Here is an 11,570-nt window from a genome sequence, read left to right on the forward strand (position 1 = left end):
CTCAGCTATGAACGATAAAGTGGAAAGCCAGTACAAAGCGACGCTGAACCTGCCCGATACCGAATTCCCGATGCGGGGCAATCTGGCGCAGCGCGAGCCGGCCATGCTGGCGCGCTGGGAAGAGATGGGCCTGTATCAGAAAATCCGTCAGGCCCGTGCCGGCCGTGACCGCTTTGTGCTGCACGATGGCCCGCCCTATGCCAACGGCAATATTCATATTGGCCATGCGGTTAACAAAATTCTGAAAGACATGATCGTTAAATCCCAGACCATGAGCGGTAAAGATTCCCCCTATGTGCCAGGCTGGGATTGTCATGGCCTGCCAATCGAACTGAAAGTGGAAGAGCTGGTCGGCAAAGTGGGCGATAAAGTCAGCGCCAGCGAATTCCGCAAGCATTGCCGCGAATACGCCGCCGGTCAGGTGGATGGTCAGCGCCGTGATTTCAAACGTTTAATGGTGCTGGGTGACTGGGAAAATCCCTACCTGACCATGAACTTTAATTTTGAAGCCGACATTATCCGCACGCTGGGCAAAATCATTGCCAACGGTCATCTGCACAAAGGCTTTAAACCGGTGAACTGGTGTTCCGATTGCGGCTCAGCCCTGGCTGAGGCGGAAGTGGAATATCAGGATAAAAAATCCATCGCTATTGATGTGAAATTCCCCTTTGCTGCGCCTGAAGCGTTGCTGGAAAAATTTGCCGCCGATGCGGCACTGGCCAGCAAGCCGGTGAGCATTGTGATCTGGACCACCACGCCCTGGACGCTGCCGGCCAACGAAGCGGTGTCGGTGCATCCGACGCTGGAATACTCGCTGGTGTGGCTGCAGGAAGCCGATGAAATTCTGCTGCTGGCCAGCGATCTGGTGGCCAGTGCCATGCAGCGTTATGGCATTGCCGCCGACGCCTATCAGGTGGTGGGAACGGCTCAGGGGGCGGCGTTCGGCCAGCTCAGCGGTCAGGAACACGCGCCTTTTGTGGTGCAGCATCCCTTTATGCCGGCCGTCAGTGGCGGGCCAAAATTTGTCCCCGTGATTACCGGTGAGCACGTGACCGCCGACTCCGGTACCGGGGCCGTACACACCGCGCCGATGCACGGTGCCGACGACTATGTGGTATCCGAGCATTACGGCATTAAAGCCGCCGAAATGCTGGTGGATGGCAGCGGTAAATTCATCAGCAATGCCGCTCTGGATGCGCTGGAACTCAGTGGTTTAAGCACCGCCGACAAAGGCAATTTCCGCGTGCTGGGTTTGCTGGCAGAACACAATGCGCTGCTGAAAAAAGAAAATATTACTCACAGCTATCCGCACTGCTGGCGCCATAAAACACCGATTATTTTCCGCGCCACGCCGCAGTGGTTTATCAGCATGCATCAGGCCGGTTTGCTGCAGCAGGCCATGCACGAAGTTGAGCACAGCGTTGAATGGCGACCGGGCTGGGGTAAAGCCCGTATTGAAGGCATGATGACCGACCGTCCCGACTGGTGTATTTCCCGTCAGCGTACCTGGGGCGTGCCCATTGCATTGTTCGTGCACAAAGACACCAGCGCGCTGCACCCGGATACCCCGGCATTAATTGAGCAGGTGGCGAAAAAAGTGGAACAGCAGGGCATTGATGCCTGGTTTGATCTGGACGCTGCCGAACTGCTGGGGGCTGACGCCGCCAACTATGTGAAAGTGACCGATACCCTGGATGTGTGGTTCGACTCTGGCGTGACCCACAGTGCGGTATTACGCCAGCGCGACGAACTGGGCTTCCCGGCGGCCATGTATCTGGAAGGTTCTGACCAGCACCGTGGCTGGTTCCAGAGCTCGCTGCTGACCAGTGTCGCCGCTTACGGTACTGCGCCGTATCACACCGTGCTGACTCACGGTTTTACCGTGGATGCGCAGGGCCGCAAAATGTCGAAATCCCTCGGCAATACCGTTGAGCCGCAAAAAGTGATCAACGAGCTGGGCGCCGATATTCTGCGCTGGTGGGTGGCCGACACCGATTACAGCGGTGAAATGACCGTCTCCAACGAAATTCTGAAACGTAACGCCGACGCATATCGGCGTGTGCGAAACACCTGTCGTTTCCTGCTGGCCAATATCAACGGCTTTAATCCGGCCACCGACAAAGTCGCCGGCGAGCAGCTGTTGCCGCTGGATGCCTGGATGGTGGATTACACCCGTCAGTTGCAGGACAAAGTGCAGGTTTTTTACCAGAACTATGACTTTAAAGGCCTGACCAAAACCCTGATGAATTTCTGCGTGGCCGAGCTGGGCGGTTTTTATCTGGATGTGATTAAAGACCGTCAGTACACCTGCAAAGCCGATGGCCTGCCGCGCCGCAGCGCCCAAACCGCCTTGTTCCATGTGGCCGAAGCCATGGCGCGCTGGATTGCCCCGATTCTGTCGTTCACCGCCGAAGAGATCTGGGACTTGCTGCCGGGTGAACGGGAAGAGTCGGTACTGCTGGCCGAATGGTATACCGGCTTCCCGGATACCGGCGCGCAAGCGCTGCCAGCTGCTTACTGGGCCAGCATTCAGGCGGTGAAAGAAGCGGTGAACGGTGTGCTGGAACAGGCCCGTACCGATAAAACCATCGGCGCCAGCCTCAGTGCCAACGTCGTGCTGTTCGCCGAGCCGGCCTTAAAAGCCGAGCTGGAAAAACTGGGTGATGAACTGCGCTTTGTGCTGATTACCTCCGGGGTGGAGATCCGTGATTTCAGCGCCGCTGGCGGCAAAGACACTGAGCTGGCCGGCCTGCGCGTTGAGGTGCAGGTCGCCGAGGAAGAAAAATGCGAACGCTGCTGGCACCACAGTGCCTCGGTGGGCAGCCATGTGGCACACCCTACGCTCTGTACCCGCTGTGTTGACAACGTTGAGGGTGACGGCGAAATCCGTCGCTTTGCCTGATGAGCAAACAAGCGTCTGCGGCCATCTGGTTATGGCTGGCGGTGGCGGTATTTGTACTGGATATTGCCACCAAGCAGCTGGCGGAAATGTTGCTGGTGTACGCGCAGCCGGTGGAAATTCTGCCGGTGCTGAATTTCACCCTGCTGTATAACCCGGGTGCGGCGTTCAGTTTTCTGGCCGACCAGAGCGGTTGGCAGCGCTGGTTTTTTACTGCGATTAAACTGGCTGTCAGCATTATGCTGATTGTCTGGATTACCCGTCTGCCGCGTACCCTGTTGTGGTTACCGGCTGCGCTGGCGTTGATCCTGGGCGGGGCGTTAGGTAACTTATTTGACCGGGTGCTGTTTGGCCATGTGATTGATTTTATTTCGGTGCATTGGCAAAACGCCTATTTTCCGGCATTTAACCTTGCCGATTCTGCCATCTCTATCGGTGCCGTGATGATGGTGGTGGATGTCATCCGCGAAACCTGGCACGACTGGCGGCAGCGCCGCTGAACCCATTAACCGGAGTAACCTATGTCGATCGGAATTATTGCACCAGGCAGTCAGATCAGTATGCACTTTGCTTTGCGTCTGGACGGTGGCGACGTTGTGGATTCTACCTTTGACGCTACCCCGGCGCGCTTCGCGTTGGGCGATGGCAATTTACTGCCGGGCTTTGAAGAATTTCTGCTGGGCTTAACCACCGGCGACCACAAAACCTTCAGTATTCCGCCGGAGAAGGCTTTTGGTCAGCCGAATCCGCAGAACATGCAGGAAATGAAGCGCAGCACTTTTCCGGTGGATATGCCGGTTGCCCCCGGCCTGATGGTCTCTTTTGCTGATGCTCAGGGCTCAGAATTGCCTGGTGTAATCAGCCGCGTGGAAGGTGATTGGGTTACGGTCGATTTTAATCATCCGCTGGCCGGTAAAACCCTGCAGTTTGAAGTGCAGATTCTTGAGGTTGCTGATGAACATTAAGCTGGCCAATCCGCGTGGCTTTTGTGCCGGCGTTGACCGAGCCATTGATATCGTTAACCGGGCGCTGGAACTGTTTGAACCGCCGATTTATGTGCGCCATGAAGTGGTGCACAACAAATTTGTGGTGAACGATCTGCGCGACCGGGGAGCGGTGTTTGTCGACGAACTCGATGAAGTGCCGGATAACAGCATCGTTATTTTCTCGGCCCACGGCGTGTCACAGGCGGTGCGTAAAAACGCCGCTGACCGGGGTTTGCGCGTATTTGATGCTACCTGTCCGCTGGTGACCAAAGTGCATCTGGAAGTGAGCCGTTACAGCGCCGATGGCAGCGAATGCATTCTGATTGGCCACAAAGGCCACCCGGAAGTGGAAGGCACCATGGGCCAGTACGATAACCGCAAAGGCGGCGCTATTTATCTGGTGGAAAATCAGGCTGATGTGCTTCAGTTGCAGGTGAAAAACCCGCAAAAACTCTTTTATGTTACCCAGACAACCCTGTCGATGGACGATACTGCGGCGGTTATTCAGACGCTGCGGGAAACCTTTCCGCACATTCAGGGCCCGCGTCACGATGATATTTGCTACGCCACCCAAAATCGTCAGGATGCAGTCAAAAAATTAGCCGTGGATAACCAGTTGATTCTGGTGGTGGGGTCGCCCAACAGCTCCAACTCCAATCGCCTGCGCGAGCTGGGCGAGCGTATGGGGGCCAAAGCCTATCTGATCGACAGCGCGACGGAAATTCAGCCGCAATGGCTGGAAGGCGTTGATTCGGTCGGAATTACTGCCGGTGCATCGGCTCCCGAAGTGCTGGTGCAGGAAGTGGTTAAGCGGCTGGTGGAGCTGGGCGGTAACGCCCCCCAGGAGCTGATCGGCATTCCGGAAAATGTGGTGTTTTCGTTGCCGAAAGAATTGCGTTTGCATCCGGCCGGAGAATAATCCGGCCGCAGTCATTCAGGCTGATTACAAATCGTATTCTTTACTGCCGACCTTGCGTGTCTGCTTACCGGCGCTGTTAAAAATCAGATCACCATCTTTGGCCTGGTTACCCTGGGCTGTCGCGTACAGTTGTACGCACTGGGTGTAGGCCATGTTGCCGCACCGCTGCACCCCAATTACATAATGTCCCTTGGGTGTGGTCATGGTGGCTGTGGCCATACCCAGCTTGGTCAGGGTATCGGCATATTCCATATTGTCCGCAAAGTAGCGTTCCTGCGCATTCAGCAGTGCCTGTAAGTTTTCCAGGCCATCGCTGCGGTCAGCACGCATGGTGTAGTTCTGATACGAAGGCACAGCAACTGAGGCCAGAATGGCGACAATGGCCAATACGACCATGAGTTCAAGAATAGTGATGCCGGATTGTTTCATGGTTTTTCCTGTTACAGCTTTTTAGTGTTCGGGAACCACACGGTTCCATTCTGTACATAGCGGGCAGCGCCGTCCTGAAATGTGATCGGATCGGCATCCAGCAGGCCATAAGCGCGGGCATCCGGGGTTAAGGTGCTGCCACCAAATTCACGCGCCAGAATGGCCACCCGGATACCGACTACGCGCTCCCAGTTGGTGACGTTGGTAGGTGCAACAAAACGCTGCGGGTTGCCATCGGCATCGGCAATGCCGACCAGAATGTGCAGGCTTTCAACGCCGTTGGCAATGGCTTGCGAGTCAGCGATGCGGGTGCCGTTTTCTTCATAAGTGGCACAGCGCAGCTCGTAATCATCGGTGGTACTGGCGTTACCGGTATTGGGCTGAACCCAATACACATCGATTACAAATTCCTGATTATTAACAATGGCTGCGGGCAGGGCTTCACCGGCACAGGTCTGTACATCACGGTCCGGTGGCGTTACACCGTCACGGGCACCGGTACTGCGGCGGATTGCAATACGGTCGCCACCGCTGCCGTGATCATTGGTGTCAAAGGTGCAATGGGCATTGTTGGCTGGCGGCAAGGGTGCCCCGGCCTGGCACAAGACTGCCATGGGCGATTGCGATTCACTGGATTGATAGTTGCTGTTGTAGCCAGCTACTGACAATTGTTCATCCAGCCAGGCCATCACCAGACGGCCGGTTTCCTGAGCCTGAGCCTGGCCTTCTGACGTAGCCGCCGTACGGGCGCTGGTGATCATGATGTTCATAATAAAATACGAAATAATCACGCTCAGCACGCTGGCCAGCATTAATTCAATAAGCGTCATACCCGACTGACGGGACAGGCGTTTCATAATTGCACCTCGCGTACCAGTGTTGCGGTCCGGCGCTCATTGTTTTCATCAATGATGTAAAGTGCATTGCCGTTATCATCCGTTCCCGATGTTCTGGTGTCCCATGTAAGCCGTAAGGTTGCACTTTGCTGGGCGGCATTAATCTGAACGTTCAGTACCGGATTGCTGATAAAGTCAGCACTGGATGAACGTACGTCAGTACCGTTAGCGACATAGTTTTTCTGGCACACCAGATCCCACAAATCGAAGGCGGCAATTTGCTGAGCCGAGCAGTTCGCTGCAGCAGTTCGACTGAAGCCATCGTGGTAATCGGCACAAATGGTGGGCGGGGCAGCAGGGCAGGCATAGTTGCCGTTCGTGGCGTAGTCATTCAAACCGCTGGCATTGATATTCATCCGGTCAGCCAGATCTTCCAGTATCCAGACCGCCTGCGAGCGGTTGCCGGAATCCTGAGCCGCGCGATTAGACTGCAGCTGCAGCGAGCTGATACCCAGCAAGCCAACGGTGGTGATGCTGATGGTTACCAGCACCTCCACCATATTAAAACCCCGTTGTTTTATTGCGGACATGCAGCCACTCCACTCAACTGAACCTGGCCAATTCGGTTGACCGATAATGTGCGGACCCGGTTACCGGTGCAACCGGGCACGCTGATGGTAACGCTGGCATCGGCTGCCGAGCGGCCAGCCGCGTTAAACACCAGTGGTGTTCCGGCAGTGATATCGGCACTGGTGATTACGTTCGCCGCCAGGCTGTGTTTACGTACGCGCAGTTCAACGGCGTTGTCTTTAATAACCCAGCCATCCTGCCAGCCATTAACCGGTTCGAACGTAACAGGCCGCCCCAGTGTCGACGCCTGACTGCGGGCATAGCGAATGTCCAGCTCCAGCTCCCGGGCCAGGCGATCGGCCATACCATTTACGCTCATGTTGTTCATCGCTGGCACGGCTACCGAAAATAAGACGGCGGCAATGGCGATGACAATCATCAGCTCAACCAGCGTGACCCCTGCATGTTTTGCATACGTCATGGATCAGTTCTGTCTCCAGTAAGTTTTCTGGAAGGCATCAAAATCACCTTCGGGCGGTGTGGTTTCTGTACCAATAGCGATGATTGGTTTCACCGGACCCGGGTTATCCGGATCGGTCGGTGGGAAAATCAGCACCGGCTTGGGCACAATACCACCTTGCTTCAGATCTTTGGTCAGCTCAATGCGCTCAGTGGTGTAGGGATCGCTTGCCGGTTTTAACACAATCAGGCGTGCCTGACCGGTATCCGGTTCGCAACCAAATTCAATGTTGGCATCAGACGGCCGGAAGGTGGGCACATAAATAACGTCGTTCACGGTCATGGTGGTGCTTAGCACCTTCTCACCATCGTCTGGCAGGTCGTAGTAGAAACCATTAGTACGTTTCGCCGGAGTGGTCGTTGCGAACGACTGGTAATCCGCCAGATCGGTGATTTTCAGCGTGTTATAGCCTGCCACCGGCGCCTTTTCGGTATCGTAATCATTGATTACGAAAATTTTGTCGTTAACGGTAGTGCTCAGAGGACCGGCACGGAAACCAGAGCCAATAACAATCTGGTAACGTCCCAGGGTTTGCAGAATAAAGGTGCCGGGGTTGTTGGCATCTTCAATTTCAATTTTGCCGTATTCGGTATAGGAAATATCCGGTTGGGTGTAGAAGCGGATATTGCCGGCAACGGTATCGTTATTGAAGTCTGCCAGCATGCCACCAGTAGCAAAACTATTGGCACCGGTGTTGTCTTTATTAATGTCGAAACGCCAGATCCGGCCGCCGACATCAGCACCATAAACCAGATCCACCGTGCCATCACCATCGTTGTCGACCAGTGACAGATCCCCGGCAAAACCGGATTTCATATCGGTATTGGTAATGCCCTTCAGGTTGCCGGTACGGCCGGTCGCTTTCCACAATAAATCAAAAGGCTTGCCGGTTACGCTGCTGTCAGCGGTGACCATATACACGGCGTTACCTTTGGTCGCGGTATTGCCACGGGTGGTTTTGGTGTCTTCAACCGGGTCATAGCCACCGCCGAAGAAAAATACCGGAATTTTTCTGCCGTTCCAGTGCACATTGGCTGACATCATGCGTGACCAGGTTTGGCCCAGCTCTTCAAAACCGGCGTTGCCCGCGCTGATCTGGGCTTCCAGTGTGGGGTTATTGCGGCTGGAAATATCCAGTAAATAATAATGGCTGCCACCGCGGCGCATGCCTGCGGTTAAATAGGCGGTTTCGCCACTGTCAATAATACGATCTTTGTTGGTGTCTTTGTGATATACGCTCATCGGACCATCAATGCCGTATGTTTTGACCAGCCGTGACAGGCCAGACTGATATACCGCCAGATTGGGCAGCATTTCTTTTGGCATAAAGGCCCATAATTCCTGAGCGTTATCTTTTTGCGGATCGAAGGCGTGAATATAGCCAGAGTTGGTCCCGGCATACAGAACGTCTTTAATGGCAGTGCCTTCACGATAGGTGACCAGCAGCGGGGTACCATGTAACGGATCTGCTAACGTTTTACGTGGCTGGCCACTGGCGGGATCAAGGCCACGCCCCCATTTCAGGGCATTGGTCCGGTCGGTATCGGACATGGTCGTGCCCATGGGCATAAAGTCATCCAGCAGGACTTTGGTGATGGCATCGTTGGTTTCCCGGATACGATTGGCGTCCTGAATGATGGTTTTGCTGTTGGCAACATTGGTATACACCCGGCGCACACCGCTCAGCATGTTGGCAATGCCACCCTTGGTTACGATGCCGCCATCAACTTCGGCGCTCCAGAAACTTTTGGCACTGTCTTTAAAGAAACCGGTATCCGGGTTTACCGCTGGGTTACCATTGGCATCCAGGATGTCACCGGCTGAGTTCATACGATAGCGTTTGATGTTACCTGACCAGCCGGGCGATTCACTGGGCTGGAATACGGAGTAGTACAGTTCATCACGGTGTTCCAGGCTGTTAAACGAGTTAACGGCTACTGCCGGGGCGGCAAAGTTACCGGCCGTGCTGGCAATACCACCAAACACTTCCAGTAGTGCTTTGGTTAAGGCATCCTCATCACTGGCAGAATAATAATGTTTGGAAGAGCCATCAGTATTCAAGTGGTCTGAATTTTGTGGGTGGCCATACTTGGCCATATCATTAAGCATTTTTTTACCGGTAGAAGAAATTGCACCAAATCCACCCACGGTATGAACATTGATCACTTGTTTTATTTCGCTGCCGGTCTGGCCTGTAATGTCGGCATCGTTAAAATGGTCGGTTTGTTGCAGCCAGTGAGAAAATTGCACCACACAGCCACCGTCACCAGAACAGTTGGTGCTGTAGCCGGATGGCATGCTCATGCCTTTAATCAGATCTTTGATCGTATCGTTTTCACCAGTATCTACCGAAGCATCACCATCGGTGAACAGCACGATATGGTTTTTCTGACAGGTAGCTTCTACCGGCGAGATGTAATCATAGTAAGAGCCATTTTTTTTCAGGCTATCTGCGTGGCTGCCGATTCTGTTCGGGCCTGGGTTGCGTTTGTAGTAAGAAACGCTGCCGCTTGTTGTTGTAGCAATGGCATCCAGCTCACCCGGACCATATTCAACACAGTACCTATTCCTTGAGCTCCCTTCGTATTTAACACAGACATTTGGGGCAACAACAGGGGCGCCATTAATGGCTCGCTTACCGGCGATATACCGCCAAGCCTCAACCATGCTTTCAGTAATCGGTGTACCGCCACCAATCGACTCCAGCGTCATGGTATCAATCTGGGTTTGCAATAAGTTTTTGTTGCTGGCGCTGTCTGTCGCAGTAAAGGGCTGCAGAACAAAACCACCCTTTGGGTTGCTGCTGGCGGCATAGCTCTCATCAAAACGCATCACGGAAATATTAATTGGCAATGATGTGTCGAGTTTCTGAATGGCACTTTTTGCCGCGTTTTTAACAATATCCAGACGGGTCTTTTCACTGCCGCTAGGGCGTGCATTGCTTGCCGCACGATAAGCCATAGAACCCGAGGTATCGATCAGGAAGATTACGTTCGGATTAATCCGGTTTTCCGTGTTGCGGTAAATTTCGGTGTCATCCGCATACACAAACTGGCTGGTAAACAGCCCGTATGCAATTAAGGTAAGCCAGTAGAGTTTCATGCTGTTTTCCTCGGTTCCGGCAATAAAAATTAAAATCCGTTGCGTCTTATTGGTTGCTGATGCCAGGAATAATCCGGCGCACACCAATTTCCTGTTCATTCCGGGTCATGCCATTTTTGGCAGTCACCGTGGTGTTAATGGCAGCGTGCATCACGCTGCAACCACTGCCGCAACCGCCTTTGCCTTTCAGGTAAAAATGGCTGCCATCCGGAACCGGCAGGTTCTGGATGGTGGTGTTATTGCGGCTGATGCTTTTGGCTTTGAAGTCGGGGCGTGATAACGCACCCTGAAATTCTGCGAAGGGGTCAAAGGTTGCCGCCGGTTTAACCCCGTTGGCATCTTCTACCAGCGAGGCTTTGTAACGGGCCTCGGCTTCAATCAGGACGTTCTTCTGCAATACCCCGTTGTTCAGCATCTGGGAAAACAGGTAATTCAGGGTGCCCAGTGCGGCATTGCTGATTTCCTGCTGATGCTGCAGGTTGCTGACCATGCGGATCTGCACGGTGGAGCGCTGCATGGCTACCATGGCGCCGAGGGTGATGGCCGTCAGAATCACCAGGCTGACAATCAGGGCGGAACCTCGTTGCTGCATCTGCGAAATATTCATGCGGTGGTACTCATTGAGTCTGTTTACACTTTTACCAATATAAGTATAACGCGGTGAATGAGAAGGACGCAGCGGACAAGCGGAGAGTTCATGTTGATCAGCGGCGTACCGAACCACAGGACTGTGACGCAGGCCTCAGCCTCAGCTGGGGCATGGCACGTTTTGTCCGGAAGCCAGCTCGGCAATACCGTCGTTATTGCTGTCGCCGCCCCGCCGGATACGGCCCAACCGGGAGATTACAAAGCTGGCGCTGTGTATCTGTGCCGACTGGTAGCAGTAGCTGAATGAGCCGGTATTAAAACCGGCAAATCCGCGCGCATCAAAGCTGATCACCTGGCCGCTGAAGTGGCGCAGGCTGTTGCTGTGGCCAGCGGTTGCCTGATTCAGCAGTGTTTCGTCCGGATCCAGCTGTTGGTTGTTGTTGCGGTCGTTGAACACCATTAGTGGCAGGTTCCAGTCATTGGTACATTGCCGGTTGGCATTCTGTGGGCAGAGGGTGATCTTCTCCGCCAGATGAACGGCCTGTTCGCGGCTGCTGTGCAGCAGAATTTTCAGGTGGATTATGTCTTGCCGGGCGCGATTGGCGTGCTGGAATTCCTGCCATGCCGGTAAGCCTACCAGCAGCGTCAGTGCCATGATGGCACTGACAATCAGCAGTTCAATCAGGGTAAATCCTTTTGTTACCGGCATGCCTGCCTCCTG

11 protein-coding genes are annotated in these 11,570 nt (G+C 54.2%); 4 read left to right on the forward strand and 7 right to left on the reverse strand.

Features of this window, described 5'->3' with window-relative positions; translation table 11 throughout:
• Positions 1-7 precede the first annotated feature (7 nt).
• The 4 genes from ileS to ispH are packed head-to-tail and all read left to right on the forward strand — an operon-like array spanning position 8 to position 4,804.
• Positions 8-2,902 (forward strand): isoleucine--tRNA ligase, encoded by a 2,895-nt coding sequence (ileS, locus tag GJQ55_RS02430; RefSeq protein ID WP_228345928.1) that lies wholly within the window; start codon positions 8-10, stop codon positions 2,900-2,902.
• On the forward strand, positions 2,902-3,399 hold the full coding sequence (lspA, locus tag GJQ55_RS02435) for a signal peptidase II (RefSeq protein WP_228345929.1): 498 nt from the start codon (positions 2,902-2,904) through the stop codon (positions 3,397-3,399). Before ileS ends, lspA begins: the two co-directional genes overlap by 1 nt.
• Before the next feature lie 21 nt (positions 3,400-3,420).
• Positions 3,421-3,864 (forward strand): FKBP-type peptidyl-prolyl cis-trans isomerase, encoded by a 444-nt coding sequence (gene fkpB, locus GJQ55_RS02440; RefSeq protein ID WP_228345930.1) that lies wholly within the window; start codon positions 3,421-3,423, stop codon positions 3,862-3,864.
• A complete protein-coding gene (gene ispH, locus GJQ55_RS02445; protein WP_228345931.1) occupies positions 3,854-4,804 on the forward strand; it encodes a 4-hydroxy-3-methylbut-2-enyl diphosphate reductase in 951 nt (316 codons plus the stop codon). The genes fkpB and ispH overlap by 11 nt, the downstream gene beginning before the upstream one ends.
• Before the next feature lie 24 nt (positions 4,805-4,828).
• Here ispH and GJQ55_RS02450 read toward each other — a convergent pair whose 3' ends face one another.
• From GJQ55_RS02450 to GJQ55_RS02485, 7 genes are all read right to left on the reverse strand, one after another.
• The gene (locus GJQ55_RS02450) at positions 4,829-5,233 is read right to left on the reverse strand and encodes a type IV pilin protein (RefSeq protein WP_275944428.1); all 405 of its coding nucleotides are present in this window, start codon (positions 5,231-5,233) and stop codon (positions 4,829-4,831) included.
• A gap of 11 nt (positions 5,234-5,244) precedes the next feature.
• Entirely contained in the window at positions 5,245-6,090 is an 846-nt protein-coding gene (locus GJQ55_RS02460; protein ID WP_228345932.1) for a PilW family protein, read from the reverse strand.
• Positions 6,087-6,659 carry a type IV pilus modification protein PilV gene (pilV, locus tag GJQ55_RS02465; protein WP_228345933.1) on the reverse strand — a complete coding sequence of 191 codons (573 nt, stop codon included), beginning with the start codon at positions 6,657-6,659 and terminating at the stop codon, positions 6,087-6,089. The genes GJQ55_RS02460 and pilV overlap by 4 nt, the downstream gene beginning before the upstream one ends.
• Positions 6,647-7,120: a GspH/FimT family pseudopilin gene (locus tag GJQ55_RS02470; RefSeq protein ID WP_228345934.1), complete on the reverse strand. Its 474-nt coding sequence runs from the start codon at positions 7,118-7,120 to the stop codon at positions 6,647-6,649. Before GJQ55_RS02470 ends, pilV begins: the two co-directional genes overlap by 13 nt.
• A 3-nt stretch (positions 7,121-7,123) precedes the next feature.
• A complete protein-coding gene (locus tag GJQ55_RS02475) occupies positions 7,124-10,261 on the reverse strand; it encodes a PilC/PilY family type IV pilus protein (protein ID WP_228345935.1) in 3,138 nt (1,045 codons plus the stop codon).
• Between the two features lie 46 nt (positions 10,262-10,307).
• Positions 10,308-10,868 carry a pilus assembly PilX family protein gene (locus GJQ55_RS02480; RefSeq protein WP_228345936.1) on the reverse strand — a complete coding sequence of 187 codons (561 nt, stop codon included), beginning with the start codon at positions 10,866-10,868 and terminating at the stop codon, positions 10,308-10,310.
• Positions 10,869-11,009: 141 nt separating this feature from the next.
• Positions 11,010-11,558 (reverse strand): GspH/FimT family pseudopilin, encoded by a 549-nt coding sequence (locus GJQ55_RS02485; protein ID WP_228345937.1) that lies wholly within the window; start codon positions 11,556-11,558, stop codon positions 11,010-11,012.
• Positions 11,559-11,570 lie beyond the last annotated feature (12 nt).

Origin of the sequence: Venatoribacter cucullus (assembly GCF_016132445.1) — a bacterium.
GTDB lineage: Bacteria > Pseudomonadota > Gammaproteobacteria > Pseudomonadales > Oceanobacteraceae > Venatoribacter > Venatoribacter cucullus.

What these genes read in the sequence shown, in the direction of transcription:
- GJQ55_RS02480 (WP_228345936.1), bottom strand. Translation starts at nt 10,868, where the DNA reads ATGAATATTTCGCAGATGCAGCAACGAGGTTCCGCCCTGATTGTCAGC.
- GJQ55_RS02485 (WP_228345937.1), bottom strand. Translation starts at nt 11,558, where the DNA reads ATGCCGGTAACAAAAGGATTTACCCTGATTGAACTGCTGATTGTCAGT.
- ileS (WP_228345928.1), top strand. Translation starts at nt 8, where the DNA reads ATGAACGATAAAGTGGAAAGCCAGTACAAAGCGACGCTGAACCTGCCC.
- GJQ55_RS02475 (WP_228345935.1), bottom strand. Translation starts at nt 10,261, where the DNA reads ATGAAACTCTACTGGCTTACCTTAATTGCATACGGGCTGTTTACCAGC.
- lspA (WP_228345929.1), top strand. Translation starts at nt 2,902, where the DNA reads ATGAGCAAACAAGCGTCTGCGGCCATCTGGTTATGGCTGGCGGTGGCG.
- fkpB (WP_228345930.1), top strand. Translation starts at nt 3,421, where the DNA reads ATGTCGATCGGAATTATTGCACCAGGCAGTCAGATCAGTATGCACTTT.
- pilV (WP_228345933.1), bottom strand. Translation starts at nt 6,659, where the DNA reads ATGTCCGCAATAAAACAACGGGGTTTTAATATGGTGGAGGTGCTGGTA.
- ispH (WP_228345931.1), top strand. Translation starts at nt 3,854, where the DNA reads ATGAACATTAAGCTGGCCAATCCGCGTGGCTTTTGTGCCGGCGTTGAC.
- GJQ55_RS02460 (WP_228345932.1), bottom strand. Translation starts at nt 6,090, where the DNA reads ATGAAACGCCTGTCCCGTCAGTCGGGTATGACGCTTATTGAATTAATG.
- GJQ55_RS02470 (WP_228345934.1), bottom strand. Translation starts at nt 7,120, where the DNA reads ATGACGTATGCAAAACATGCAGGGGTCACGCTGGTTGAGCTGATGATT.
- GJQ55_RS02450 (WP_275944428.1), bottom strand. Translation starts at nt 5,233, where the DNA reads ATGAAACAATCCGGCATCACTATTCTTGAACTCATGGTCGTATTGGCC.